This is a genomic window from Wolbachia endosymbiont (group A) of Sturmia bella, from assembly GCF_964030905.1.
Classification (GTDB): domain Bacteria; phylum Pseudomonadota; class Alphaproteobacteria; order Rickettsiales; family Anaplasmataceae; genus Wolbachia; species Wolbachia pipientis.
Genome location: NZ_OZ034988.1, coordinates 227826 through 254781, shown reverse-complemented (window position 1 = coordinate 254781; position 26956 = coordinate 227826). Strand labels below are relative to the sequence as shown.

The following is a 26956-nucleotide window of genomic DNA, read 5'->3' as shown; positions in this document are numbered from 1 at the left end:
AGGAGCACCATTATTCCACAATTGTATAAATGTTGTCCAAGTGAATAACACTGAGATCCGGGAATTTTTATAAACTGATAGGATGACAAATTTACTAGAACCCTCACCATTTACTTAAATTTAATCAAAGCGATAGATAATCAAACATGAAACAGAAATTATAGGAGGCGTAATGAAAAATTTTCTTCTACTTGTGGCGTTAATTCTCTCCTTTGCGTTTGATGCAAATGCTAATACTAGTGGTGGCACCACCAACACCGTTTTTGTTGATGAAAGTGATATAACATCATCAGTGATATGCAAGATAATAGGCTATACTCACGGCATAGGTGGGCCGATGATCACAATAGTGATAATAGGTGCAGCTTTGCTTGCGATATTTGGCAGAATGCCATGGCCAGCGCTTTTTGCACTCGGTGCATTTACTGCTGTGTTTTTTGGCGCTCCTGTAGTCGTTTCAAAAATAACACCAGGAGGTGTGATTTATGAAGACGGTGCAGTAGTGAATAATCCATAGAAATTATAGAAGGCGTAAACGTAGTTTTCTTTACTTGAAAGTGGTAAGACTTACCACTTTCAGTGTCTATAACTACCTAATAAATTCTCTTTCTGTAATCATATCAGTTAAAGTCTGGATTCCAGCGCCACGCGCTAGAATGACAAGGCTGATCGTCATGTCACCGCGAACCGTCATACCGCGATTCATTCGCGGTATCTCAGCCGCTAACAAGTAGCGGGATGACGGTTGTCGTTTAGCCATAAATATTTAAGAAATTTACCAAACGAAAAAAAAGGCAAAAGAAACCCCGTGTTAGCTAGTTGTCACTCTCTAATCCTGCAAAATCGGCGTACTATACTGTCTTAAACGACTTATAAGCGCGTTTCAGCTTATATAGGTAAAAACCCAGAAATGTTGTGAAGACATAAGGTGCACATAGTGCAAAAAATTAAAAATAAGACGCCAACTACGTTGTTTTCTTGCTGTTTAATCTGCACAGATGAAGATAACTGAATACCTTCAGTTTCATGATAAGGGGGCTGGCGAGGTTTGTCAAGGAAGTTTTGCATTTAATTCATTTGATAATTCAAAAAACTTGAAAGAATAAAGATAGCTATTGAAATTATCTTGATTTACATCAGTTATCCAAGTTTGACATTGAATACTTAACACTTCCTCCATTAACGCCTTTCTGTAATGTTTATCCAGATGAGACATTATATCATCAAGTAGAAGAAGTGGTGCCTTATTGTAATGAATACACCTTGCTTTTACACTGGATAAAATAATAGAAAGCAGTAATAACTTTTGTTCTCCAGTGGAGCACAGATTTATTGGTACGTTTCTTTTTTGACAAAAAACCCGAAAATTATCGTTATGCACACCAAAGGTTACTCTACCAGTCAATGAATCTTTTTCTCTGTTTTCCTTTAGACGATTCTGAAAATATTCTGCAGTATCGTCCAAAGTTAGCTGGCTGCTGAATTTCAAACTTGCCTTCGGAAAAAACTCACTGGAATGGTTATCAATTGTGTCTTGTAGTGTCTTTAAAACAGACGATCGCATACGTAAAATACTAACTGCATTAACGGCCATTATGTTTTCAAGACTAGAGAGCCAATTTTCGTCCAAGGTGTTCTCTCTCAACAGTTTACTTCGCTCACGTTTAGCTTTTCTGTGTTTCATGTAGCAGCAAGTGTAATTTTCCTCAAACAGTGAGACTATACGGTCTAAAAATTTTAATCTGTCACTTGGAGAATTAAGAAGAACATAGTCCATTTGTGGAATCAGCCATATTACATTGGATATCTTATACAAAGATGAATAACTCGATTGCGTTTTTCCATCAATTTGTATTAGTTTCTTATCAAAACTCTTTGCGATACCAATTGAATTAAAATCCATTCCATTAAAAAAATCATAGTGCACTACCCAATCTTCATTACTGAATCTATTTTGTATCTCACTGGCTTTTGCTTTTTTCATTCCATTGCTTTTAGCAAGCAACGAGATTGCTTCAAGTATATTAGTTTTACCAATACCGTTTTTGCCAGTTATTACAACTGAGCTATCATCTGAATCCAGTTCAAAGTTTGAGTGGCTACGAAAATTATGTAATTTCAGCTTTTTTATGTAGCAATGGGTAGCCATTAACCTATTCTTTAGTTTATATTCTCTTTACTTCTTCCAGAACCTCATCAACATGTCCACTAACTTTTACATTTTTCCAGATCTTCACTATTTTACCTTTTTTATCTATTAAAAAAGTAGTGCGTTCTATTCCCATATACTTTTTGCCAAACATACTTTTCTCTACCCAAACACCATATTTTCCCAACATTTCAGCATTCTCATCAGAAACTAAAGAAAACGGCAGAGAATATTTTGCTTTGAAGTTAGTGTGACACTTAACACTATCTTTTGATACACCAATTATCACTGTGTCAAGGAAAGAAAAATCATCTATTTTATCTCTAAAGCCTTTTGCCTCCATTGTACAACCCGGAGTATCGTCTTTAGGATAAAAATAAAGAACTACATTTTTTTTATCAAAAAATTCACTCAGTGATAAATTTTCACCAGAATCTGCTGGCAAGCTAAAATCGGGTGCATTATTTCCTACTGCTAATTCCATACCTTGCTCCATTAATAACACTTCCATCTATAGTAGTATATTGTAGTCAGAGTATCAAATTTTATATATAGCTAACAGATAAGATTCTTGATGGGGGCTTATTGATGAATTTCTGCCTACCTTCTCGGCTTGCCGCTCTTGATAAAGTGTGGTTTTCGTCTGATGTAAGGCCATATCAAATAGATCCTATTAAAAATCAATCGAATCTTCACATGTTTGTTCTTCATAAAAGAAGTTCAATGTTATCGTAGTACCAAGTTTTGCTTCACTTTTAATGTCAAAAGTTCCACCCATTAACTCTACTAATTTCTTGCTTAGCGGCAATCCGATGCCCGTACCTTCGTTTCTATACCCCGAATCTGCTTGGCCAAAAACAGACATAACTTTATATATGTCCTGCTGCATTATTCCTATTCCATTGTCATGAAACTCAATAGTTAATAAGTTTTTTTCTATATTTTCTTTTATCACCATTCTTATTAAACCATCTTTGGGAGTAAACTTGATTGAGTTTGATAATAAATTTATTATAACTTGTTTCATTCTCTTGGGATCTGCAATGACTAATAATTGTTTATTAGTCATCTCTTTTTTTAAATTAATCCCGGCTTCTTTTAATTTAGGCAATAGCATATTTACACATGAATCTATTATTTTGTTCAGGTTAAACTTCACTTTTTCTACTGTTAAACTACTTGATTCAGCTTTTGAAAAATCTAACACATCATTAATTAAGGCAAGTAAGTGTGTCCCTGCATTATATATATCGTCTGCATACTCCTTGTGTTGAGAGTTATCCATTGAACCTAAAGTTTCATTTTTGATCAACTCTGCAAATCCAATAATAGCATTAAGAGGTGTGCGTAATTCATGTGTAACGCTTGCAAAAAACTTTAGCTTGTTTGCATTTTCTTGCTCTAATGTCTCTTTTATCTGCTGTAATTCAATGTTAGTTTTATGTTGCTTGGCTAGCATTTGGGTATTAGAAAAGTGCAAATAGAACATTATTAATATTAAGATTATTAATAATAGGCCCAAAAATGTTAAAAACAGGCCATATGCTATAACATAAGAATTATTGTAGTTTCGAAGAATCTTCAAAAAAAACGACGGTTTAACGCTATTTTCATGGAATATAGGGAAAATAGAAGTTAATGTATTTCCTGTAGTATAAAATATTTCTTGGTTACTTAATAGTTTATCAATTTCATCGTTTGTAAGTAACTGTTCATAATCATAATCTTGAGTGTTAAAATTACTGAATATTATTCTGCCGTTTTGATCATACAGTATTAAGCTGAAATCCTTTACTTTGCTCACTGATTGTAATAATTCAGCACGTAGTTTTACTAGTTGGTTTATGTAGTCAAAATTTTTGTATTTAATGTGATGCTTTTCTATTAGTAAATAATGGTATTTTTTTATTATGCCATTTTCCAGTACGCTTTTTAAGTTTACACTTGAATCACGGTAAGAAGAAAGGAAATTACTCCTTAGTAAATGATTACAATATATCACACTGAATAAAATCATAAAGATCGATGAGAGTAATACAATAACTTTTGTGTATTTGTTTTTCTTCAACGCAGAAAACATCAATTTACCTAGCTTATACATATCCTTCTTATTGTGAAACAACGGTTTTTATGTTATTAATAATAAAATTTAGCATATAATATTTTATGACAATTTCTCCTATTTTGCCAGTTTATTCTCCTGTTAATATAAATTTTTCTCATGGCAAAGGTATCTACCTATATGATGTTGATGGTGAGCGCTACGTAGATTTTCACTCCGGAATAGCCGTTAGTAGCTTAGGTCACACTAATTCGCGATTAATTAGTGCTCTTAAATTGCAAGGAGAAAAATTATGGCATATATCAAATACCTATAATATACCTGCTGCCAATAATTTTGCAGAAAAATTAATAAACAATAGTTTCGCTGACACTGTATTTTTCTCAAATTCTGGATCAGAGGCAGTAGAATGTGGACTTAAGATTGCTAGGATCTATCAAAATGGAAAAGGCAATAAAAATCGTCACAGAATTTTAACATTTCATGGTGCATTTCATGGAAGAACCTTTTTAACTTGTGCTACAAACGATAAACAGAAATTTTCTGAATTACTAAATCCCTACATTGATTGGTGTGATAACATCGAGCCCAATATTGAGAGCGTAAAGAAAGCAATTTCAAGTGGTATAGGCGTTATATTAATAGAACCAATACAAGGGCAAGGTGGTATCAAAGTAATGAATGAAGTCTTTATGAAAGAACTAAGAAGGCTGTGTGATGAAAATGACATATTGTTATTTTTTGATTGCGTACAATGCGGTGCTGGTAGGACAGGAAAATTATTCGCATACGAACATATAGGAGTGGAACCTGATATATGTGCTCTTGCAAAGGGAATAGGCGGGGGGTTTCCGCTGGGGGCTTGTCTTGCAACTGAAAATGCTGCTAAATATATGGCGGTCGGTATGCACGGTTCCACTTTTGGTGGCAATCCGCTTGCAACCTCAGTAGGTAATGCTGTGCTCGAAGAATTGCTCAGCCCCGGCTTTTTGAAAAATGTTGAAATTAGAGGTAAATACTTAAAAAATAAACTAGAAGACTTAGCAAGTAAATTTCCAATAATAGAGGAAGTAAGAGGGAAAGGGTTAATGCTTGGAATAAAAGTGAAAGCAGACAATCAAAAGTTTGCAGAAGAGTTAAGTCATCGCGGCTTGCTTACTGTTGGGGTAACATCAGATAACGTTGTGAGAATTTTACCTCCACTCATTATCACTGAAAAAGAGATTGATGAAGGCATCGAGATTTTGACTCAATATTTATCTGAGAAATCTTCTGATTAGATACTTGCATTAATATGAACGACAATCTGGTATGCTTAGGAATTATTACCTCTCCTCACGGAATTAAAGGAGCTGTTAAAGTAAAAACCTTTACTGAAAAGCCTGAAAATATCTCCTTATATGGTAAGCTAATAAGTGGTGATGAGAATTATAAAATAGACTCAGTATCCGTCATAGGTGATAATTTAGTAATAGCTACAATAAGCGGAGTAAATTCCCGTAATGAAGCAGAGCTTTTAAGGAATAAGAAGCTATATATAGAAAGAAGCAAGTTACCAGAGCTAAATGATGAGGATGAATTTTACCAAAGTGACCTTGTAGATATGGAAGTAAGGCTGAAAAGTAATGAATTATATGGCTATGTAAAATCTGTGTATAATTTCGGCTCAGGGGATATATTAGAAATTTTAGTTATCAGCACAAAAAAACGTATTATGCTGTCTTTCACTAAAGAGATATTTCCACATATAAATATAAAGGGGAGGTATATAGTATTAAATATACCAGAATTTATTGACTAATAAAGACTTTGATATTTATATAAAGCTATTTATAATTATAAGATCAAATTGAAAATGTAATTATGGCAGAAAGAGCTAACGATATCAGACCAGGTCAGGTGTTGGAACATAACGGCGGATTATTTTTGGTTGTAGGTATTATGCATACTCAACCTGGTAAAGGTGGTGCATACATACAAGCCGAAATGAAAAACATCAAAACCGGAGCAAAACACTATGAAAGATTTCGTTCTGATGCAACAATCAGAAGGGCAATTTTAGATGAAGAGGAATATGTTTACCTTTTCACTGAAGGAAACATTGTAAATCTTATGCATCCAAGTAATTACGAGCAAATCACTATAAATTTGGACTTATTGGGAGAAAAAAAAAATTATTTACAGGATAACATGAAAATTAAAGTTGTAGCTTATCAAGACAAAATAATTTCTGCGCATGTGCCTGATTATGTTACACTTGCTGTGAAAGAAACAGAGTCTGTTATTAAAGGACAAACTGCTACTGCTTCTTATAAGCCTGCAATTTTGGAAAACGGAATGCGCGTTAACGTGCCTCAATTTATAAAAGAAGAGGATAAAATTGTAGTATATACTCCAGGTGACAGCTATTATGAAAGAGTGAAAGAGTAAAAGGAAGAATGTCCCTCTCATCACCACGAATTAATGTGATGCTTGATTCTGTGCGTAATGCTTCCAAGCAGCTTATGCGCGATTTTAATGAATTGCAAATTTCTAATGTTAAATCAGCAGACTTTATTAATAAAACTTATTCAAAATCCAAGCAAACCATATACGATTGCTTGCACGACTACAAACGAGACTATGGTTTTATTTTTGAAGATGATACTGATCAAGAAGTAAAAGATAACACTTATACCTGGTTTATTATGCCTATAGAGGGCAGGGAGAACTTTTCTAGTTGCATGGTTTATTTTGCAGTATCAGTCTGTCTCATTCATAAAAATAAAGTTGTGGCAGCTGTAATTGATGCTCCGGCTCTTAGAGAAACTTTTTGGGCAGAAGAAAAGAAAGGTGCTTTTCTTGAGGATTTTAGATCTCGTCATGTAAAAATGCGAGTGAAAAGCCGTGAAGGGGGTCTAATAGATGTAAGTGGTAATTTGTTAAATAAATTGCTGCCTGGCAATAGTAATGTACGCTCCATAGGTTCAACAATTTTAGGCTTTGCATACCTTGCGGCAGGAAGGCACAGTGGAATAATTTACTCTGGAGTTAACAAATATAAAGCCTTGCTCGGTAGACTTTTTCTGCAAGAAAGCGGTGGAAGGCTAACGGAAGACAACGGGCTAATCATTGCTGGAGATATAAAACTATAGCTAAAGTAATTTATGTTTACCTACAATTTGATAAGCGTAAAACTCGTCATTCCGCTACTTGTTAGCGGAATCCATGCTGAGATACCGCGAATAAATCGCGGTATGACGTAGGGCTGTACTAGCTATAGCATAAACAGGCTACAGAGATAGACAACTTTTCGAAAACTTTTACAAGAGATTCTGTTAAATGCTCTATCATTTCATCGGTATGATAAGGTGTAGGGGTAATACGGAAACGCTCAGTTCCTCTTGGAACTGTCGGGTAATTTATATGTTGAACATATATTCCATACTCATCAAATAATAATTTTGATGCTTTTTTGGATAACTCTGAGTTGCCAATTATTATTGGAATTATATGAGTTTCTGTTGGAATGAAGTTAATTCCTGCATTTCTCAGTGAGTTTTTTACTTTTTCAACGACTTGCTTTTGCTTTTCCCTTTCAATGTTGCTCGATTTTAGGTGCTCAACGCTTGCCTTTGCTGCCGCTGCTAAAACAGGCGACATAGCAGTGGTAAAAATAAATCCTGGAGCGGAACTTCTTATTACATCTACCAAGCTCTTTGAAGACGCTATATACCCACCCATCACTCCAAAAGCCTTTGATAGTGTACCTTGAATAACGGTTATTCTATCCATCAGACCTTCTCTTTCTGCAATTCCGCCACCATGTGAACCATACATGCCAACTGCGTGCACCTCATCCAAATAGGTAATTGCATTATGTTGATCTGCCAGGTCGCATATTTCTTTAAGCGGAGCTACATCACCATCCATTGAATATACGGATTCAAGTGCTATTATTTTTGGTGTCTTTTTGTCTATAGACTTGAGTAACTGCTCTAGATGATTAACATCATTGTGTTTAAATATATGTTTTGGCCTTTTTCCTGATTTTATGCCTTCTATCATCGAAGAATGGTTCTTCTCGTCTGAAAAAATTACTACGCCCGGAATAACAGACGATAAAGTGCTAAGTGTTGTCTGGTTAGCGAGGTAGCCACAAGCAAAAGTTAAAGCAGCCTCTTTTTTATGCAAACAAGCTAAGGATTTTTCAAGTTCAACAACCTCTTTTGTTGTACCAGATATATTTCTTGTTCCTCCAGCACCAACAGATGAATTTTGGATAGCGGCAATTACACTCTCATTTTGTGACATTCCCAAATAGTTATTACTGCACCAGACTATTACTTCCCTATTTCTTTCATAGTCCATAATGTGGGGGAGCCTACCTGGTAATGACGCAAAGTGCGTAAATTCACGGTAGCGCCCCTCATCTTTTATATCTTTTATTTTATTCAAGAATATTTCTTCGTAGTTTACCAAGTCCTTATTTACCGATAATTAACATAATTATAATAAATTATTAAATGGTAAACTACTATATTTATTATACATGTACGGCAGTAGGTACTTTCCCCGTGTTGAAAGGTTTGTCAACCTTGTTGTTTTCAACTTGGCTTTTAGGTGTACAGCAGTATATAATTGCAGCGGCAACCAGACAACAAGCTCCAACTGCTATTCCTGCAGCTAGCATTTCCAAATAAACTGCAATAGCTACTCCTGAAACAACTCCAGATACTGCTAACGTCCATGTAGCTATGGTAGGCCACTTACTCTTTTGCGTATTTTGTGTTGCAGTAATAGAGGTTGATTGATTGTTTATAGCACTAGTTTTTTCTACTGCTGCAGGCTTTTCCTTACTGTTAATAACACCTCCAATTGTAGACACATTGTCAGCATTCGAAGAAACTTCACTTACCCCCAACTTCTTTTCACAACCCGTAATTTCTGGAGTTGTGGTAAGTGTACTATTGCTTCCGGTATTATTAGAACTTGTAGATTGGTCTCCTGAATTTGGCAAATCGTTGTTCAGTGAAATATTAACATTACCTTGTTTTGTATTATGGTTTTTAATTTCTTTTTTAATTTCTTCTACTTTACCCTTAAAGGGACCGTCTTTATTTTTTACATATTGTAGTACAAGAGTAGGAGAGTTACTTTTTAGAATATTTTCGAGTTCTTCTCTTGAGTTAGTACTGGTTTTGCTTATAAGTCCATCAATCTTTTTCTTAACAGGACTGGCAAGTTGCTTAACACCTTTTTTTCCGCTGCCTTTTTTGATTTCACCCTCCTCAAAATTATTAATTAAAGGCTCCTGCGTTGAAACCCCTGTGTTATTTAAGATAGCATTTTCTTCCTCCCCTGCAAGAACATTTTTTTCTGTCTGTTGACTGCCAGCACTTTTGGATTTTGGGTTTCTTTGACTGCTTGGTTGATTGTTATTCTCTTCATTTACTACAGCCGTATCGCCTTTTATAACAGGTGATACTGCATTATCACTGCTGCTTCTTTTATTAACTTGTGTATTCGCTTGTGTCTGTATATTTGCTTTACTGGAAGTATTGATTAATTTACTACTTTCTAACAAATTTCTAATTAGATATAGATGACTCAAAGTATCTCTATTTTTTTGATACTCATTACGAGTCATACTTGGAGAAAGTTCCATACTTATTTTTTCAAGCTGTTCTGCAATTACTGGTAAAGCTTTCTCAAATTCTTCCTTGCATATTGCCTGAAGAGCTGCGAATTTTAGGTCAACATGCTGACATAAGGGTACAACAACTCCATAACTAGCTTCTTTTATTGCATTTGTCAGTATATTTTGTATGGTTTGCCTGACTACTTGCTGTTTATTATTGAGTATGCTTTGATAAATTTGAACATGAGCTAGAACACTGACTATAATGTCTTGACTTTCAGTATTAGACAATGCAATCAGAATTGATTCATATATTTCATCAAACTCGTTGTTTTTAGATTTATGATCAAGATAATTAATAACATCATTGCTGCATTTAGCACATTTTTCACACAAGTGCTCGATAAATGCAATATTACCAGCATCCAATGCAGTTTTCAGAATTAAATCATAAATTTCTTTTCTGCCACGAGCTCCTATGTTTTTCAGGATTTGTTGCCTTAGTATTGTAATAACTTTATCATCTGCAAATGCTTGTTCATATACATCGTAAATGGCACGATCTGCACTATTAGTGTATCGTTTGCACAGGTATTCAATGACAGATGTGTGTTCCTGGCTTATCGCAGTTTCTAACAAGGTAGCAAAGCTCTTTTTTAATAACTCTTCTGTTGAGGCTTTTTTAGTTAGCTCATTAATATATCTTTCAAATGCATCTAGCACTATCGTGATGAATTCTTCATTTTTGATCAGAGATGCTGTTTCAAGCGCACCATACAAAGGATTAGGTTTACTTGTTTTTAACACCTGTCCAAAATCTCTTAAAACGTATTCGACAAAAACTGTCTCTAGTAATTCTTGCTCTTTTCTTAGTGCTATAACTGAGAAAAAGTCAATCTTATTAGGTTCGACAAGTTGTATAGCTTGACCTTTTAATCTTCTATAAACTCCATCAGTACCATGGAATTTTTCTATAAAAGCTTCAATATATTTTTGACCACCAACAAGTACAGGTAAAAGACTTAAATTTTCTTCAGCAAAAAGAAAATCCTGATATTGCTCTACTAGCTTGTCATTAGCTGCAATTGCCAATAATACCAATTCTTTTACTGAATAATCACACTCAAAATTCTCCTGATCAAATTTATACTGTGATAGTACATTTGAGTATATATGTTGATGATCGCTTCTATCTTGTAAATCTAAGTTAAGTTGTTGCTCACAAAAACTCTTTAAATTTACATTATCCAGCGTAATAGACCTGCCTTCATAATCTTCAATATTTTGTACAACCTTGTCTAGTTCTTCACAATTATCTTCTTGTATAGCTTGATTTAGGATATTTGTTATTTCAGCGAAAGTTAAACTTTTAGGAATGGTATCAAATGAACCTTCATCTTTTGATTCTACGGTAAACGACCTATCACAACCATCAGGAAAGTTTGCAAGTATTGCATTCTCTAAACTTAGATCTTCAGAGGGTGTGCTACATGGAGTAGCTGGTATCTCTTGACTTTCGCTATCTAAAACTTCAAACTCTTCTTCAATACCTGAATCTTCAAAATCTGGTTTTTCAAAACCATGCCAACTTTTGATTAATCTTTCAGAATTTGATTGGCCCTGTGAAGTTGTATCCTGTGATACAAAGTCTCTAAAATTGGAACCAAACATGTTTTACCTCCTAACTAGCAGCTAAGCTAAGTATAGCATTAAACAGAAATCTTGCCAAGCAAATTATTCAATCTCTTAGCAAACAGACTTACATCATCCATCTCTTCACCTTCCACGATGCAAGCTTGGTAAAATAATAAATGAATCATGTCTTCCAATGTTGGGTTTTCACCACTTTCAGCATAAGATTTCATTATACTCTTTATTACAGGATGCTTAGTATTAATTTCAAGCACCTTTGGCGTGCGGTAATTTAGCTGCTTTTGTTCACGCAAAAAACGCTCCATGCGAAGATCCATAGCACCTTCATCAACCGCTAGGCATACGGGACTATCAGTCAATTTTTTGGAAATTTTTACGCTTTTTACTGAATCTCCAAGCACTGTGGTAAAATATTGCAGTATAGTTTCCTCAGTTTTTTCTTCATTCGATTTATTTTCTTCATCTGTCTTATCTTCTTCTGAAGAGAATTTTTCCAAATCAACATCTGCACGGGTTACAGACTTGATTTTCTGATCTTTGTATTCATGAATTACACTAGTCCAAAAGTCATCAACTGGATCAACAAATAGGAGCACTTCTAGTCCTTTACTGACGAATCCCTCAAGTTGCGGACTGTTTTTCACTGAATCCAAGCTATTTCCAGTGAGATAATAGATATGCTCCTGCTCAGGCTTCATTCTGCTTATATAGTCATCAATGCTGACTAATTTCTCATCACCAGTGCTATGAAATCTGCAAATCGAGAGCAGCGCTTCTCTCTCATCAGTTGGCATAGCTTCACAAAGACCCTCTTTTAATACTGCACCAAAATTGGTCCAGAATTTTGTGTACTCCTCTAAATTCTCTTTTGCCTTTTTACCGAGCTCTGATATCACGCGTTTAGTGAGGGATTTCCTGATTTGCTCAACAACACGATTATTCTGCAACGTTTCTCTGCTGATATTAAGAGGTAAGTCCGGTGAATCAACAATACCTTTCAAGAAACGTAAATACTGCGGTATGATCTGTACATTATCTTCAGTGATAAATACTTTATTTACATATAACTTAACAGAGCAACGTCTATCTGGATGGAATAAATCAAAAGGTTTTATAGAAGGAACATAAAGCAAATTTGTATATTCTATTGCACCTTCATTTTTATTATGCAATATCATCCAGGGCTCCCCGCCAACGTGGGCAACACTGCGGAAAAAATCGTTGTGCTCCTCTTGAGTAACGTCATTTTTTGGCTTAGTCCAAATTGCAGCCTTACTGTTTAACTTTTCACTTTTTCCTTCTTCGTCTATAAATTCAACAGGAAAATTTATGTGATCAGAGTAAGTAGTGACAATATTTTCAACACGAAATTTATCTAAAAACTCGTTTTCTTCAGGATGCATAATGAGCGTAATTTTGGTTCCGCGAGGGACTTGATTATCTGACTTGCTGATTGAATATTCCCCATCTCCTTTGGATTGCCAGATCCAAGACTCCTCTTCTCCAGCTTTTCTCGATTCTACTATTACTTCTGATGCAACCATAAAGCTTGAGTAAAAACCAACACCAAACTTCCCAATCAGCTCCACAGTTTGGCTTGAATCCTTGCTATTCTTAATCGCATCCAAGAACTTTTGCGTACCAGAGCTTGCAATTGTACCAAGATTGTCTATTAAATCCTGTCTATTCATTCCAATGCCATTATCAGTGATATATAGCTCGTTCTTATCTTTATTGGAGCTGATAGTGATTTTTAATTCGTCACTCAAATCTAGCAAATTAGGGTTTAGTTGAGATTCATAGCGCAACTTATCACATGCATCTGATGCATTTGATATTAATTCACGCAGAAAAATGTCTTTATTGGTGTAAAGTGAATGAATCACTATATTCAGTACTTTCCCTACCTCAGCGTCAAATTTTAAATTTTCAGTTTCTTGTACATTATGCATTTTGAGCTCCATTATTTGCCTACTACCCTAATAATTTAAGTATTGAATCACGATCTTTCAAGGTCACGTACACCAAAATTAATGTGGGTGTAGTTATTATGACACCCAATTTATGGGATCTCTTGCATAACAAACTTTTGGCAGCGCATTGGATGAAACGAAAAACTTCCTTGACACCCTTCGCCAGCCCCCTTATCATGAAACTGAAGCTATTTATTTATCTTCGCAATCTCTGCAGTGGATTAATGACAAAAAAACTTAATGTATTTGGCGTAAATCATGCTTAATTTTTTGCACTATGTGCACCTCATGTCTTTATCAAATTTCTAGCTACACAAGCTGAAATACGCTATTTAAAACATCAAAAAACGCCAATATTTTAAAGCGGATAATAACCCCAGGGCTTCTTTTGCCTTTTTTTTCGTTTGGTAAATTTTTTAATACTTAGATTAGTTGCAATTTAAGAGACCAGAAATGGTCAGTGCTTGGCACTGGAATAACGTCCTCCTTTGTTATCCCAGTGCCCAGACACTGGGATCCAGGAAACTTAATTGCAAGTAATGCATTGGATTTGGTGAGTATGGGTTTTATGTTATAGAATGAAACACTTTTGGTGAATTTGTAAAGAAAACTGGATCCCAGTGTTTGGGCACTGGGATGACAAGGTATAAACCTTATCGTCATGCCGCCGCGAACCGTCATACCGCGATTCATTCGCGGTATCTCAGCCGCTAACAAGAGATCCCGCTAACAAGTAGCGGGATGACGGTTGTCGTTCAGCCACAAACATTAAGAAATTTACCAAACGAAAAAAAAGGCAAAAGAAGCCCTGGGGTTATTATCCGCTTTAAAATATTGGCGTTTTTTATGTTTTAAACGCTTGACAAGCAAGATTTAGCTGCTTTTAATTGCAACTAACCTATGCTGCAAATGTTTAAGAAATTTACCAAGCAGAAAAAAAGACAAAGAATCCCCGAATTAGCTAGTCTTTTACTATCTCTGTCGAGTATTGGCATTTTTTGATGTCTTGTAACGCTTTATAAGCGCGTTCAGCTTATTTAGATAAAAATCTAGATGTAGATGAAGTTTTGTAAAGACATGCAGTATCTATATACTGCAAAAAATTGAACATAAGACGCCGATACATTAAGTAATCCTTACCTTTTAATCTGCAGATTGGCGAAAGCAAATACAATAGCTTCAGTTTCATGATAAGAGGGCTGGCGGAGTTTGTCAAGCAAGTTTTTTCGTTTCTATTCCCAATAAAAGTTTGTTATATGGTTATGCAAGAAGTCTAATGAATCGCGGTATGACGTCTTAGCTATAGATGCTGGTTTGTGTGATTTCAAGAGAAGTTTAGTAGATAAGTTGTGTTTTAAACCAGATTCGGTATTTTAAACTGAACATTTTCAGTAATACCACCTGGCATAACTGAAATTTTTACACTCAGGTTTACTTTTAGGTAGTCTATTAATTCATCAACTAATATGTCAGGAGCGGAAGCACCTGCGGTGATTCCTATCTTTTCTACGCCCTGAAACCAGCTTTTATTCACACAGCTGTAATTATCAATCAAGTAGGCTCTTTTTCCTCTGGCAGTGCACAGATCTAATAAGCGGTTTGAATTTGAGCTATTTTTACTTCCTACAACTAATACCATGTCTACAATTTCAGCTAGCTTTTTAACAGCATTTTGTCTGTTTTGCGTTGCATAGCATATGTCCTTTAAATCTGGACCTGTTATGCCTGGAAACCTTAATTTCAAGGCAGCAATAATGTCACGGGTATCGTCGATGCTTAACGTAGTTTGTGTAACATAAGACAAATTATCTGGATCTTTAACCTTTAAATCATATACATCCTGCAAAGTTTGCACTAAAGTGATAGGATTGTTTACTCTTCCCCTAATTCCCTTAACTTCTGGATGGTTTTCATGCCCAATGAGAATTAATTCTTTACCACTGTTTTCATACCTTTTTGCTTCTTTATGCACTTTGTTGACTAAAGGACATGTTGCATCAATCACTTGAATACCCTTTCTTTTTGCCTCATCTTCTATATTTTTTGATACTCCGTGCGCGCTGAAGATCAGTATTCCTTCATTATCTTCAATTTCCTCGATACTGCTTACAAAAACCACTCCTTGTTTCTTAAAGTCCTCTACTATATATTTATTGTGAACAATTTCGTGTAGCACATAAACTTGGCGCTCGTTTTTGTATTTTTCTAAAGTAATAGCTAATATGTCCACAGCTCTTTTTACCCCGGCACAAAAACCTCGTGGTTCAGCTAAGATGATTTCCATTTTTGTCAAATCAAGTAAATATGCAAGCATTACTTAAAAATAAGCTCCGCTCACTGTGTTTTATAGTACCATTATTTATATTTTATATAATAATTATTTTTCGCATATTCTCTTTAACATTTGATCAACTTACTACTTCAGAAAATTTTAGAAAAGATAATATAGTACATAAACAACCTGATATTTTAGATAGAAATGGAGTGGTAATAGCAACAAATGTGCCCACAACATCACTATATATAGATGCAACCAAAGTAAAGAATCCGGAAAGTATAGCAGCACAACTGTGTTCTACTTTGCATGACCTCGAATACAAGAACTTATATAGAGTACTTACTTCAGAAAAGAAATTTGCTTGGATAAAGCGGCACTTGACTCCAAAAGAATTACTAGCGATCAAAAACGCTGGTGTACCAGGAGTAAATTTTGATGACGACATAAAGCGTATATATCCTCACAGTAATTTATTTTCACACGTGCTTGGTTACACTGACATAGATGGCAATGGTATTGCAGGAGTTGAGGCGTATATAAGTAAAAACAATGAGCAAGAAAAGCCCATAATACTATCCTTAGATACACGAGTGCAAAGCATAGTGCATGAAGAGCTAACTAAAGCTGTAAGCAGATATCAGGCACTTGGCGGAGTAGGAATTGTTTTAAATGTGAGAAATAGTGAAGTTATCTCGATGGTCAGCCTACCTGATTTTAATCCCAACTTACAGAATAAGGCAGAAGACGTACAAAAGTTTAATCGCGCCAGTCTTGGGGTATATGAGATGGGGTCGGTATTAAAATACTTTACAATAGCCGCAGCGCTTGATGCGAACGCTACAAAAACTAGCGATTTATATGACGTATCAACACCAATCACCATCGGAAAGTATAAAATTCAGGATTTTCATAAATCTAAAATTCCAAAAATTACTGTGCAAGATATATTTGTAAAATCATCCAACATTGGTGCAGCAAAAATTGCAGTCAAACTAGGTATTGAAAAACAGGTAGAATACTTTAAAGCTATGAAGCTATTTTCTCCTTTGAAAATAGAAATACCAGAAAAATCCACACCGATAATCCCGGATAAATGGAGTGAAACCACTTTAATAACAGCATCTTATGGTTATGGCATAGCTGTAACTCCTATACATCTTGCACAAACTGCAGCAGCATTAATCAACAATGGGATATTTCATAACGCAACCTTGATGTTGAATAAAAGAAGTATAGGAGAGCAAATTATCTCAAGAAGAACTTCCAGGGAAATGAGAAAATTATTACGTGCAGCAGTAACAGATGGCACTGGCAGAAAAGCAAAAATAAAGGCATATTCAATAGGAGGAAAAACTGGATCGGCGGAAAAAGTTGTAGATGGTAAATATAGCAAAGATGCAAACATAGCATCATTTATAGGAGTGCTAACTATGCTTGACCCAAGGTACATAGTGCTAATTGCTATTGATGAGCCTCAAGGGATGCACCATACCGGGGGAATAATTGCTGCGCCTATAGTAAAGAACATTATAAATAGAATAGCGCCTATACTAAATGTTACACCTGAGATGTAAAATTATGATTGCTTTACTACAACTTCAAATTTATCATCACCAAAATCCTTATTAATATACCAAGAACCATCATCTTTAGTTACAAATTCAAGACCTTTAAGGTCTTTTTTTATTTTCTTTCCATTTTGACCATCAATAGCGATATTAATATCGAATGTAATAATGTCTAGATTTATCATAGCTTCTTTCCCGCTGCACGAATTTAGACTGAACTTGCCTAACATGACATCATTTAAACTCACTTCCCCTGTATAGACATCACACTGACCGTCCACACAACACGTAGTTTCAATATAGAAAAGATCTGACATACAAAATACCTTAAAAAAAAGAACTAAACATATATGGCCACTACACCACACCGCTAACAAGTAGTAAAGCGTCGATAAACCTAAGTTACTTTAGCTACGTAGCCATAATACAGCTAGAAATGTAAAATTCAACAGTTAATTGTGTGATTAATAGAGAAGTCTTATTTAGTACACCTTATAGGAATGGCTGTTTAGTTTTTTTGTTAATCTTTTTTACCATGCTGTCAATCATATGCTTTATCCCTTGATATACAGAGTATGTACTTTCGTCGCTACGCATATAAGCAGAACAGGAAAATACATCATGTTCTTCGTCTTCTATTGATAACTCTGTATCGCATTTTATGTGCTCGCCGCCAAGCCTTTCTATCAACTGTTCTCTGTCATCTCCTATAGTTACCTTAACCTTACTTTCTTCTTTACCTATCTTGCTACTTAAAATTGAAACAATGATGGCTGGAGATATGCATATCGCTCCTATTGGCTTTTTTGTAACAAAAAATTCTGAAACTAATCTTTCAAATTCAGGCATTACTGTCACCATGTCTTTACTTTCAGCTAAGTCAGATAAATTTTTCGCAACCCCGTATCCACCAGGTACAACTAGCATGTCAAAATTTTCAGCTTTGGCTTCTTTTAAGTCATATATTTCGCCTCTTGCGATTCTTGCTGCTTCCACAAGTACATTCCTTTTTTCTTTTGTTGCCTCTTTTGTTCTATGATTCATAACTTGTGTGATATTGATATCAGGTGCAAAGCATTTAACATCCACTTCCTGCTGATCAAGCACAAGCAAACTTAAAACCGCTTCTCTTACCTCTGCACCGTCAAGGTGACCACACCCTGATAAGACCACAGCAGCTTTTAATTTTTTTTCACCCATAAAGTACCTTGATTTCATATAATCTAGATATTTTAATACAAATTCTATATTTGGAAAGGGGTATGTTATATCAATTATAATATAATTAATGATTAGTATGTATAATTAGGCATATTTATAATCAACGAAGCTGAATATGGCATCTAGCAATAGTATGTTTTTTGACACTGACTATCCAGAACTAAGAAAAGCTATTTCAGATATAATAGAAAGTATTGCACAATCCTCACAAGAGGGGAAAAAAGAGTTATTTACAACCCTATCAGAACAAGTTAAAGGGATGAACCTCAAAGATTTAGGTTTAGCGATTAATGACCAAGGCTTGCAAAAGGAGGTCAACAAAGAATTATTTATAAAATTCATTGAAGAAGCGCTTGAAGGTTTAACTTCTGAAAATGTTGACTCAAAAATAATAGAAGAGGCGTTAAAATCTGTTAATCAGCAAGCAATAAGTAATGTTATAAATAATAATAAAGGTCCACTGGACAATTTAGTCAATTATTTTAAATCAGCATCTGCAAATAAAAAAATTGGAATAGCTTCTGCCGTAATGGTATTAGGAGCAGCATTTTCTCCACTTATTGTGCTTGCTACATTAATAGCACTTGTAGGTATTGGAGCACGTTATGCAGGAATAGGTATAGTAAAGGCAGGGGAAAAAATAAAAGAAGGTGCGATTGATGCAGGAAAAGCAGTGAAAAGTTTATCTAAAAATTTAGGGGATAAATTGCCTGAGGTTGGGCCAAAAAAAGATAACTTTAGTAAATTATACAACAGTTTGGCTCAAGAGATTATAGGCTATAATATGTCCGAAGAAGGTGAAAAAATAAAAAACGCCCAGAGTAAAGCAAAGGTCATAGGCATGCTTCAAAATGAAGGGCAGCGATCTGCTATACAAGAGTTAGTAAAGAATGGAACTATTCAAAATTTTTCAGAAGATGACATGAAAAAGCTTAGAGAAAAAGGTACTAGTACTTATGAAAGTGATAAGGAAGCACTTGAGGAACTTATGGAGAAATTTCAATCTAAAATTATGGCCATTGGTGAGGGTAAAATAGAGGAGGTAGAAAAAATGGTTAATGATAAAGTTAACCAAATGAAGTCACCAGTTCCTCAATTAGATAGTCCAAGTTCTGAACAAGCGAGTACAGGAGAAACCAAAACCCTCTGATGGCTTGGAGAGGGAGGGAATGGAAAAGGTAGAGATCTATTCTTTTTTATCCACTTTTTTGAGCAATCCACTTCCACATCTAACACACATCTCAGTGATTATAATATCCAATTTTTGATCATGTTTTTCTACAGGTAAATCTTTACAATATTGTTTCTCATAGGCTACACCTATAAATATTTTTCCAAGTGGCCGCAGTTTTTCTATCATTGTATCATACCAACCACCGCCAAAACCCAATCTATTAAAATGATCATCAAAAGCAATAACAGGAGTAATGATTGTGTCGGGAATTACGTCTTCATTTGTTTTGTTCCATTCCTCAAATTTTAGTAACTTATTTTTATTAGGAATTGCTACTTTATAATCTAAATCGAGTAAACTATGCATCAAAGGCACAACATCTATTTCCTCATCCATTGGAATGTAAGCTGCTATTGTTTTGCCTTTAACGTAGCTTAAGTTCTGATTAAAGAGATTAATAAGGGAATTTGCCGCATAACTGGAATAACTTTCATCAATATCTTTTCTTATAGCTCTATATTGCTCTCTTATTTCCTTTTTGTGCTGTTTAATATCTTTGAACATGATCTATCCATTTTGCAGTAAGTTTTTCTTGTAAACTATTTTGCTTCAAGCGCTCACTTAAAAAGTCAAAGTCAACACACCCCATATCCTGGTCTTGATTACTGCAACTATAAACAAAACTCCTTTCTCCTGTTTTCGCATTTATATGTTGCTGCACACACTGAGCGCAGATTTCTTTCATCATACACTGCATAGGAGAATTAACTGATGATATCGCTATGTGGCCTGATTTCAGATATGGCTTTAAAATTGTTTTTCTAGCTTCATTCACAGCTTTCATCATTTTGTCAGAACCAATAGTGATAATTTTATCTATAACGTTCAAATTAATACCTAATCTTCCTTGTTGATAAGAGACTATTGCATCAACTATATTACCATGAAAGGATTTATCTTGATCTCTGCTTGTTTCTATCAATCCTTCTTCACATGCCCAAACTACTGCATTTGATGCACGCTCTATCAGTGCTCGTTTAAATACATCACTTAACTTCTTATAGCCAGCAAAGTACAAAACCTTGTTATTATTTTCAAGACATGCCTTCCCTATCGAAAATAACACTGCATTTCCAACTCCACCACCAATTAGCATTATATTCTTCATGTGCTATTTTAACTGCATTTGTTCAAATTTTTTGAAATTTTATAGAACAAAGTAATTTATATAGTTCTATACACAAAGACAAGAACACTCTCTGACTTCAACTATACCGATAACTGATAGCTGCATTTTTACGCATATCATCTAATAACAAGTTGCTTTGTATCATAATCTTTTGTTGGTACATTTTCTGTTTGATTGCTTCTATACCCGCTACATTACTCTTGATATCACACAACATCATCAACTTTGCAGTGCCATTTTCTCTCAATTCTACTATTTCATTCACACTTGTTTTACTAAATAAAATCTGTAAATCAGGATTTAAATCTCGCATTTTTATTTCAAATTCTTTTGCGTTTGGCAGCTTAAAATTATCTGCCAATTTATCAAAATTTAAACAACTGACCTTTTGCTCCTTGAGATTATCTAATAAACTTTCTGAACCTTCAACCACAATCTGTTTTAATTTTAAAGTGCTTTCCAGCAGTGCATGATTAAGTTGTACTTTATCTATTACTTTTATAACGGAGTAACCTTCACTGAAACTGAATGGACCTGCTATGTCGCTGGTTTCTAATCCTTCTAAAACGCTCTTGAGTTTTCCTTTTAGCTGACTTAAATTAACTGTTGCTTTACGCATCTTTATTGGAGATTCTGGGTTATCACTGTTGCGTAATTTTTTTACTAAATCTTCAGCTATACCATAAACGTCCTTGTCTTTTTGATCAGGAATTATAAACTCTTGGAACGTGATAAGATAATCCGGCTTTTCTGTTTGCCTTTTTACATCATCTACTTCTTTATCGCTTATATTAATAAATGGCACAATTCTTACTTCAATAATTTTGCTCCACAGTAACTGACATTTTATTTGTTTTCTTAAAATACCAAGATCTATATTATGCTTCTCTATGTATTGATCAACTTCATTAGCCTTAAGTTTAAAACTTTGGGTTAAAAATAACATAATAGCATTATCTAACTCCTCGTTGCTCAATTTTATATTCAGCCTCTGTGCTTCATTGATAATGATAATTTCGTCTATTAGCTCCCTAAGCACTTGAGGCTTTGCTTCTTTTTGATTAACACTTTGAGTGCCAAACAATGAATTTATAAAGTTGATGCGTTTTTCGATATCTAAATTTGAAATTGGTTCACCATTTACATCTGCAACAATTTCAATCTCGGTTGCAAGCAACCTAAGTGGCAACACTATCAACAGTAAAATTAGTATTTTATACATACAAGTAAAGTTAATAACCAATTCTATAATAAATACTGAGTCAATGCTAGCCAACTTTTTAATAGTGATCTCAGTGACAATGGAAATAAAAACCATTGCAACAAAATCAGGTACGCTGGTAAATAGGCTAAAAACATGCTAATATAGCGAATTTAAACCGTGCTAAAAACAGTATACGGAAGGAGAGGGATTCGAACCCTCGATACGACTTTTGGGTCGTATAACGGTTTAGCAAACCGCCGCCTTCAGCCGCTCGGCCACCCTTCCAAATTTAGAACCTAAAGATTATATAATACCAAGACCTCTACCACCTGTCTAATGCTTTTAATTGCAATATTTGTATCTGTTCAGATGCATGGCTAATGCTGAAACAAAAATTCCAGTACTCCCTTTCTTGTCATCCCAGTGCCCAGACACTGGGATCCAGGATTTTGATTAGCACTAAGTTGGTGAGCATATAAGTGTTATGTTAAAATATAACGTTTTTACGGAAAGTCTGGATCCCAGTGTCACGCACTGGAATGACATCGTTTACTATGTGCCATATTGCAATGTTCGTACAGTTGTGCGCGGTATACATTCCGCTAACAAGTAGCGGAATGACGAATTTGTTGTTTTTCAAATTGTGGGCAAACCTAAGCCACTTTAGCTATAAATCAATAAAAACTAATTTCTGCTTTTTTCAATGATTTTCTTTGCTTCTTCCACACCAACCCATTCTCCAACTGCTACCGTTTTTCCCTTTTCCAGATCTTTATAATGAGAAAAGAAATGAGTAATTTTATCTAGTAGGCTTTTAGATAAGTCAGAATAGTCCTTTATATTGTCATAATAGCTATCAACACTGGAAACAGGCACTGCTAATATTTTCTCATCTTCTCCTTTTTCATCTTTAGTGAGTAATGCGCCTATTGGACGCACCGATATTAAAACACTAGATGCTAAGGGAAATTGAGTTAGCACCAAAACATCCACAGGATCACCATCACCTGCGCAGGTATTTGGTACAAACCCATAATTGCAAGGATAAGTCATTGAGGTAGATAAAAATCTGTCAACTTGTAACAACCTAAACTCTTTATTAAATTCATACTTTACAGGCTCAGCATTCGCACTTATTTCAATTACCACATTCACCGCATTTGGTCCTGCTGTTATTTTACTTAAATCCATAAATTACCTCTTAACTTAAGAATAAGCATTATACAATATATGCTTTTAAGTTGCTACATTTATGTAATTCTAAACTTATTTTGCACGGGCTGTCCTAAATTTTCATTCGTCATCTTATTGACTGTTGAAAGTGGTGGTTCCTGTGATAATTGAAATAAAGCATATACTATTACGATAGTAAGCACTGCAGCAATTACTAGATTAGCAAAATTATCCTGTGGTAGGACACCTTTTATTGGATTAAATAATTTTTGCTCCATAAAGAAATAATCAGCAACATATAACCCAACAGATAATACAAACATACCTAAAATAAGTTTACAGACTGTGTTTTTATGGTCTTTTTCTTTTTTCTTGCTGGTGATAGGATTTGGCCTACATTCATTCTCTTCTTGCAGCACTGAGTAGTATATATTATCAGGGCTCGTTATTAATTGTTCAAATTCATCACTATTTTGGTTTTTTAACAGTTGCTCTAGGGTGTTTTTTGTATTTATAGGATATATTAATCCATCCATTTTCAATGCTTTCTCTTGCCGATCCACATTCTCATGGTCGATTGTATATTTATCTCTACTTGATAATCCGATCATGTGTAGTTTGCCAGCTAAGAACATTATATAGCTCTCTATTAACTGATTCTCACATATCTCTAATACTTCTCTTTTTACTGTTTTGTTAGATGACGAAAGTTCTTTATAGTGACCACCCAAAGAAAAGAACAATGCTATATCTTTATCTGCTTTTATGTCATGAATGGAATAATAGCTGCTGATAACGCACTTATTTAATGCAAATTCTCTGTCATATTTGTTTAATGTATTTCCTTCACTTAGTAACTTTCTAAGACCAATGAGTACTTTATTTTCAAAATCTTCTTCTGTTTTAAATATTGGTTCTCTCTTTGGATTTGCTAAGATGTTAAGTAAATCTAATTTTCTTCCATCTACTACTTCATTTATATATTCATTTAACTCAGATCCTTTAATAACTTCATATATTTTATCTATGACATCTTTAGTATTCAGGTTATTGTTTTCACTTAGAATTTGATAAGCTTGAGCATAAATTAAAAACAGCCCTTGTAGACTAAATTTTAAGTTAAAATATTTATCTAATGGTTCCTCTTTTTTTCTAATGAATTCAGACAAACCAAAATGATTTCTGTGATCCATAAAACGACCTAAGTCAGCATGTTGAAAGCTACCTAAAAAAATAAATAACGTCTCTAATAAATTACCCTTACCAACAATTTTTATTAGTTCTTCAATTTCTTTTATCATTGCTGAAACCTATAATGTTCTACTTTATAGTATAAGGGATACATGGCAAAATAGCAATAAATGTTATTAGACTTCTTGCATAACCCAAACTAAGTAGAAAAAGGTATAGCTATACCGCCGCGGCACTAACAAGAGATCCCGCTAACACGCAGCGGGATACTATCTACACCGTCATACCGCGATTCATTCGCGGTATCTCTCAACATAGATCCCGCTAACACGTAGCGGGATGACGAGACTTATCTTTATGCTGCCACGAACCGTCATACCGCCGCGGTATCTCTTAGCCGCTAACAAGTAGCGAAATGACAACAATCCTACGTCATACCGCCGCGGCGCTAACAAGAGATCCCGCTAGCGGGATGACGAGCTTATCTTCATGCTGCCACGAACTGTCATACCGCCGCGGTATCTCCAGATCCCGCTAACAAGCAGTGGGATGACGAGACTTATCTTTATGCTGCCGCGAACCGTCATACCGCGATTCATTCGCGGTATCTCTCAGCCACTAACAAGAGATCCCGCTAGCGGGATGACGGTTGTCGTTTAGCTACAAACATTAAGAAATTTACCAAACGAAAAAAAAGGCAAAAGAAGCCCCGTGGTTGGCTAATTACTTACATTATACTTTCAAGTATGGCGTTTTTTTATTCTAAACACTTAATAACCGCGATTTAGCTGCTTTTAAGCCGCAACTAATCTAAATTATAAACGTTAAGAAATTTACTAAACAGAAAAAAAGGCAAAAGAAACCCTAGGGTAGCTAGTTATTCACTATCCATTTTTTAAGTTGGCGTTTTTTAATGTTTTAAATGCTTTATAAGCGTATTTCAGCTTGTGTAGGTAAAAACCCAGAAATTTGATAAAGACATAGAGTGCACATAGTGCAAAAAATTAAACATGAGACGCCAGATACGTGAGTTTTTTTGTCATTTAATCTGTACAGAGAAGATAAATAAATAGCTTCAGTTTCATGATAAGGGGGCTGGCGGAGTTTGTCAAGCAAGTTTTTTCGTTTCTGTTATATGGTTATGCAAGAAGTCTATTGTATGTTTACACTCTGCATTAAAGCTTTTAGTTAAGAGCATATCCATCCACCGCCGATAACTTGCTCATCTTTATACGCTACACAGGCTTGACCTGGACTGATGCCAAAGTAATCGTCGTTTAAAATGACACAGGCTTTATTTTTTTCGTCAGTTGAATGTATTGTTGCTAAACTTCCCACATGTGATGATCTCAGCTTCACAGTTACTTCCATACCTTCCTTTGGTTGTTCTAACCAATTTAACTCCTTGATCAATATTTTTTTTTGCATTAATACGTTGATCGGACCTACTATAACCTCATTATTTTCTGTATTAATTTTTATCACATAAAGAGGTTCATTGTGTGCGATACCCAAGCCCTTTCTTTGCCCCACTGTAAAATTTACTATGCCACTGTGCTCGCCTAGCACTTTTCCATTAACATCCACTATTTTACCTTTCTGTACAGATTGTGGAGCTAATTTAGCTATTGTTTTACTATAGCTTTCGGAAACAAAGCATATATCTTGACTGTCCTGCTTTTCAGAAATTTGTAAGCTGAAATACTTTGCTAATTTTCTTATATCACTTTTATAGAACCCACCTAGTGGAAATCGCAAAAGCTTCAATTGCTCTTGAGTTGTAGCAAACAAAAAATAACTTTGATCTTTACTTTTATCAATGCTTCTGCACAACTTTACCTCACCATTTTTTTCTAACCTTCTCACGTAATGTCCTGTTACGAGCACATCCGCACCAAGATTTTTTGTAACTTGCAATAGATCACGAAATTTTACCGTTTGGTTACATCTCACGCATGGTATGGGAGTTTCCCCACGCATATAGGTACTCGCAAAATCCTCTATTACTTCCTTTTTGAATATTTCCTCATAGTTTAAAATATAGTGAGGAAAGCCAACACTTTCAGCTACACGCTTAGCGTCATAAATATCCTGTCCAGCGCAGCATGCGCCCTTTCTTGCGTTAGCATTACCGTCGGTGCCATAGAGTTGAAGAGTCACACCTACCACTTTGTACCCAAGGTTATGTAGCAGTGCTGCAGCAACGGAGCTATCAACTCCCCCGGACATTGCAACAACAGCCTTGGTCTGGTGCGGAGCTTTATCTTTTAGCAGAGGTTCTATTTCAAATTCTTTTAGCATAATCGCCTTAATTTATAAACACAAACTTGGTGTCATGCAAGTAGCTGACACTGGAATCTAGTTTCTATTACACAATTTCATCGAAACAGCATACTTGTTTATAGTCAATTTTTCTGGATCCCAGTGTTGGCTACTTGGATGACATCTTTATGCTTGAGGTAAAATTTGCTATAAAATTCGATGAACTACCTTTAAAAATA

The 26956-nt window shown here is 35.0% G+C and carries 23 protein-coding genes and 1 tRNA gene; 7 read left to right on the top strand and 17 right to left on the bottom strand.

The window, feature by feature from the left end; all coding sequences use genetic code 11:
• Positions 1 to 172: 172 nt before the first annotated feature.
• Entirely contained in the window at positions 173 to 517 is a 345-nt protein-coding gene (locus ACQH3L_RS01285; RefSeq protein WP_425384880.1) for a TrbC/VirB2 family protein, read from the top strand.
• A gap of 534 nt (positions 518 to 1051) precedes the next feature.
• On the opposite strand, the gene recF is transcribed toward ACQH3L_RS01285, so the two are convergent.
• The 3 genes from recF to ACQH3L_RS01270 all read right to left on the bottom strand — a co-directional run bounded on the left by recF (position 1052) and on the right by ACQH3L_RS01270 (position 4250).
• Entirely contained in the window at positions 1052 to 2149 is a 1098-nt protein-coding gene (recF, locus tag ACQH3L_RS01280) for a DNA replication/repair protein RecF (protein ID WP_138264925.1), read from the bottom strand.
• 16 nt (positions 2150 to 2165) lie between these two features.
• Positions 2166 to 2633 carry a thioredoxin-dependent thiol peroxidase gene (bcp, locus tag ACQH3L_RS01275; RefSeq protein ID WP_010963157.1) on the bottom strand — a complete coding sequence of 156 codons (468 nt, stop codon included), beginning with the start codon at positions 2631 to 2633 and terminating at the stop codon, positions 2166 to 2168.
• Between the two features lie 189 nt (positions 2634 to 2822).
• Positions 2823 to 4250 (bottom strand): HAMP domain-containing sensor histidine kinase, encoded by a 1428-nt coding sequence (locus ACQH3L_RS01270; protein ID WP_317050438.1) that lies wholly within the window; start codon positions 4248 to 4250, stop codon positions 2823 to 2825.
• A gap of 65 nt (positions 4251 to 4315) precedes the next feature.
• On the opposite strand from ACQH3L_RS01270, the gene ACQH3L_RS01265 reads away from it, so the two are divergent.
• The 4 genes from ACQH3L_RS01265 to ACQH3L_RS01250 all read left to right on the top strand — a co-directional run bounded on the left by ACQH3L_RS01265 (position 4316) and on the right by ACQH3L_RS01250 (position 7345).
• Positions 4316 to 5491 (top strand): aspartate aminotransferase family protein, encoded by a 1176-nt coding sequence (locus tag ACQH3L_RS01265; RefSeq protein ID WP_010963155.1) that lies wholly within the window; start codon positions 4316 to 4318, stop codon positions 5489 to 5491.
• 14 nt (positions 5492 to 5505) lie between these two features.
• Entirely contained in the window at positions 5506 to 6012 is a 507-nt protein-coding gene (gene rimM, locus ACQH3L_RS01260; protein ID WP_006279718.1) for a ribosome maturation factor RimM, read from the top strand.
• Positions 6013 to 6074: 62 nt separating this feature from the next.
• A complete protein-coding gene (gene efp, locus ACQH3L_RS01255) occupies positions 6075 to 6641 on the top strand; it encodes an elongation factor P (protein ID WP_425384879.1) in 567 nt (188 codons plus the stop codon).
• Between the two features lie 8 nt (positions 6642 to 6649).
• On the top strand, positions 6650 to 7345 hold the full coding sequence (locus tag ACQH3L_RS01250) for an inositol monophosphatase family protein (protein WP_006279720.1): 696 nt from the start codon (positions 6650 to 6652) through the stop codon (positions 7343 to 7345).
• Between the two features lie 118 nt (positions 7346 to 7463).
• Here the strand turns inward: ACQH3L_RS01250 and hemA are convergent, their stop codons facing one another.
• The 5 genes from hemA to ispH all read right to left on the bottom strand — a co-directional run bounded on the left by hemA (position 7464) and on the right by ispH (position 15741).
• Positions 7464 to 8672 (bottom strand): 5-aminolevulinate synthase, encoded by a 1209-nt coding sequence (gene hemA / locus ACQH3L_RS01245; protein ID WP_006279721.1) that lies wholly within the window; start codon positions 8670 to 8672, stop codon positions 7464 to 7466.
• Between the two features lie 64 nt (positions 8673 to 8736).
• Positions 8737 to 11502, bottom strand: a complete 2766-nt coding sequence (locus tag ACQH3L_RS01240; protein WP_425384878.1) for a host RNA manipulator TomO — start codon at positions 11500 to 11502, stop codon at positions 8737 to 8739.
• 38 nt (positions 11503 to 11540) lie between these two features.
• Entirely contained in the window at positions 11541 to 13436 is a 1896-nt protein-coding gene (gene htpG / locus ACQH3L_RS01235; RefSeq protein WP_425384877.1) for a molecular chaperone HtpG, read from the bottom strand.
• A 444-nt stretch (positions 13437 to 13880) separates the two neighbouring features.
• Complete coding sequence (locus ACQH3L_RS01230; RefSeq protein WP_244663114.1) at positions 13881 to 14150, bottom strand: hypothetical protein; 270 nt, start codon at positions 14148 to 14150, stop codon at positions 13881 to 13883.
• Between the two features lie 661 nt (positions 14151 to 14811).
• Positions 14812 to 15741 carry a 4-hydroxy-3-methylbut-2-enyl diphosphate reductase gene (gene ispH, locus ACQH3L_RS01225; RefSeq protein ID WP_010963148.1) on the bottom strand — a complete coding sequence of 310 codons (930 nt, stop codon included), beginning with the start codon at positions 15739 to 15741 and terminating at the stop codon, positions 14812 to 14814.
• A gap of 20 nt (positions 15742 to 15761) precedes the next feature.
• Here ispH and ACQH3L_RS01220 point away from each other — a divergent pair, with 20 nt between their 5' ends.
• A complete protein-coding gene (locus tag ACQH3L_RS01220; protein ID WP_070357019.1) occupies positions 15762 to 17309 on the top strand; it encodes a peptidoglycan D,D-transpeptidase FtsI family protein in 1548 nt (515 codons plus the stop codon).
• Between the two features lie 2 nt (positions 17310 to 17311).
• On the opposite strand, the gene ACQH3L_RS01215 is transcribed toward ACQH3L_RS01220, so the two are convergent.
• On the bottom strand, positions 17312 to 17620 hold the full coding sequence (locus ACQH3L_RS01215) for a hypothetical protein (RefSeq protein ID WP_425384876.1): 309 nt from the start codon (positions 17618 to 17620) through the stop codon (positions 17312 to 17314).
• A 175-nt stretch (positions 17621 to 17795) separates the two neighbouring features.
• A complete protein-coding gene (gene elbB / locus ACQH3L_RS01210; RefSeq protein WP_425384875.1) occupies positions 17796 to 18503 on the bottom strand; it encodes an isoprenoid biosynthesis glyoxalase ElbB in 708 nt (235 codons plus the stop codon).
• A 136-nt stretch (positions 18504 to 18639) separates the two neighbouring features.
• Here elbB and ACQH3L_RS01205 point away from each other — a divergent pair, with 136 nt between their 5' ends.
• Positions 18640 to 19674 carry a hypothetical protein gene (locus ACQH3L_RS01205; protein WP_425384874.1) on the top strand — a complete coding sequence of 345 codons (1035 nt, stop codon included), beginning with the start codon at positions 18640 to 18642 and terminating at the stop codon, positions 19672 to 19674.
• Positions 19675 to 19710: 36 nt separating this feature from the next.
• Here the strand turns inward: ACQH3L_RS01205 and ACQH3L_RS01200 are convergent, their stop codons facing one another.
• The 7 genes from ACQH3L_RS01200 to mnmA form a co-directional block, all read right to left on the bottom strand.
• Positions 19711 to 20262 (bottom strand): 5-formyltetrahydrofolate cyclo-ligase, encoded by a 552-nt coding sequence (locus ACQH3L_RS01200; RefSeq protein ID WP_010963143.1) that lies wholly within the window; start codon positions 20260 to 20262, stop codon positions 19711 to 19713.
• Positions 20246 to 20866 carry a hypothetical protein gene (locus ACQH3L_RS01195; protein WP_006279429.1) on the bottom strand — a complete coding sequence of 207 codons (621 nt, stop codon included), beginning with the start codon at positions 20864 to 20866 and terminating at the stop codon, positions 20246 to 20248. Before ACQH3L_RS01195 ends, ACQH3L_RS01200 begins: the two co-directional genes overlap by 17 nt.
• A 97-nt stretch (positions 20867 to 20963) precedes the next feature.
• Positions 20964 to 22109, bottom strand: a complete 1146-nt coding sequence (locus ACQH3L_RS01190) for a SurA N-terminal domain-containing protein (RefSeq protein ID WP_095742874.1) — start codon at positions 22107 to 22109, stop codon at positions 20964 to 20966.
• Between the two features lie 176 nt (positions 22110 to 22285).
• Positions 22286 to 22376, bottom strand: a tRNA-Ser gene (locus ACQH3L_RS01185).
• A gap of 399 nt (positions 22377 to 22775) precedes the next feature.
• On the bottom strand, positions 22776 to 23282 hold the full coding sequence (ppa, locus tag ACQH3L_RS01180; RefSeq protein WP_010082061.1) for an inorganic diphosphatase: 507 nt from the start codon (positions 23280 to 23282) through the stop codon (positions 22776 to 22778).
• Positions 23283 to 23341: 59 nt separating this feature from the next.
• Entirely contained in the window at positions 23342 to 24565 is a 1224-nt protein-coding gene (locus ACQH3L_RS01175; RefSeq protein WP_208571592.1) for a WD1261 family protein, read from the bottom strand.
• A gap of 1078 nt (positions 24566 to 25643) precedes the next feature.
• Positions 25644 to 26756: a tRNA 2-thiouridine(34) synthase MnmA gene (mnmA, locus tag ACQH3L_RS01170; RefSeq protein WP_038199627.1), complete on the bottom strand. Its 1113-nt coding sequence runs from the start codon at positions 26754 to 26756 to the stop codon at positions 25644 to 25646.
• Positions 26757 to 26956: the final 200 nt, after the last annotated feature.

Excerpts from the sequence above, each read along its gene's own strand:
- ACQH3L_RS01270 (WP_317050438.1), bottom strand. The coding sequence starts at position 4,250 with ATGTATAAGCTAGGTAAATTGATGTTTTCTGCGTTGAAGAAAAACAAA.
- ppa (WP_010082061.1), bottom strand. The coding sequence starts at position 23,282 with ATGGATTTAAGTAAAATAACAGCAGGACCAAATGCGGTGAATGTGGTA.
- htpG (WP_425384877.1), bottom strand. The coding sequence starts at position 13,436 with ATGCATAATGTACAAGAAACTGAAAATTTAAAATTTGACGCTGAGGTA.
- ACQH3L_RS01220 (WP_070357019.1), top strand. The coding sequence starts at position 15,762 with ATGCAAGCATTACTTAAAAATAAGCTCCGCTCACTGTGTTTTATAGTA.
- ACQH3L_RS01205 (WP_425384874.1), top strand. The coding sequence starts at position 18,640 with ATGGCATCTAGCAATAGTATGTTTTTTGACACTGACTATCCAGAACTA.
- recF (WP_138264925.1), bottom strand. The coding sequence starts at position 2,149 with ATGGCTACCCATTGCTACATAAAAAAGCTGAAATTACATAATTTTCGT.
- ACQH3L_RS01230 (WP_244663114.1), bottom strand. The coding sequence starts at position 14,150 with ATGAATCGCGGTATGACGGTTCGCGGCGGCATGACGATAAGGTTTATA.
- ispH (WP_010963148.1), bottom strand. The coding sequence starts at position 15,741 with ATGGAAATCATCTTAGCTGAACCACGAGGTTTTTGTGCCGGGGTAAAA.
- ACQH3L_RS01215 (WP_425384876.1), bottom strand. The coding sequence starts at position 17,620 with ATGTCAGATCTTTTCTATATTGAAACTACGTGTTGTGTGGACGGTCAG.
- ACQH3L_RS01190 (WP_095742874.1), bottom strand. The coding sequence starts at position 22,109 with ATGTATAAAATACTAATTTTACTGTTGATAGTGTTGCCACTTAGGTTG.
- mnmA (WP_038199627.1), bottom strand. The coding sequence starts at position 26,756 with ATGCTAAAAGAATTTGAAATAGAACCTCTGCTAAAAGATAAAGCTCCG.
- ACQH3L_RS01200 (WP_010963143.1), bottom strand. The coding sequence starts at position 20,262 with ATGTTCAAAGATATTAAACAGCACAAAAAGGAAATAAGAGAGCAATAT.
- ACQH3L_RS01240 (WP_425384878.1), bottom strand. The coding sequence starts at position 11,502 with ATGTTTGGTTCCAATTTTAGAGACTTTGTATCACAGGATACAACTTCA.
- ACQH3L_RS01265 (WP_010963155.1), top strand. The coding sequence starts at position 4,316 with ATGACAATTTCTCCTATTTTGCCAGTTTATTCTCCTGTTAATATAAAT.
- ACQH3L_RS01285 (WP_425384880.1), top strand. The coding sequence starts at position 173 with ATGAAAAATTTTCTTCTACTTGTGGCGTTAATTCTCTCCTTTGCGTTT.
- ACQH3L_RS01195 (WP_006279429.1), bottom strand. The coding sequence starts at position 20,866 with ATGAAGAATATAATGCTAATTGGTGGTGGAGTTGGAAATGCAGTGTTA.
- efp (WP_425384879.1), top strand. The coding sequence starts at position 6,075 with ATGGCAGAAAGAGCTAACGATATCAGACCAGGTCAGGTGTTGGAACAT.
- ACQH3L_RS01175 (WP_208571592.1), bottom strand. The coding sequence starts at position 24,565 with ATGATAAAAGAAATTGAAGAACTAATAAAAATTGTTGGTAAGGGTAAT.
- rimM (WP_006279718.1), top strand. The coding sequence starts at position 5,506 with ATGAACGACAATCTGGTATGCTTAGGAATTATTACCTCTCCTCACGGA.
- ACQH3L_RS01250 (WP_006279720.1), top strand. The coding sequence starts at position 6,650 with ATGTCCCTCTCATCACCACGAATTAATGTGATGCTTGATTCTGTGCGT.
- bcp (WP_010963157.1), bottom strand. The coding sequence starts at position 2,633 with ATGGAATTAGCAGTAGGAAATAATGCACCCGATTTTAGCTTGCCAGCA.
- elbB (WP_425384875.1), bottom strand. The coding sequence starts at position 18,503 with ATGGGTGAAAAAAAATTAAAAGCTGCTGTGGTCTTATCAGGGTGTGGT.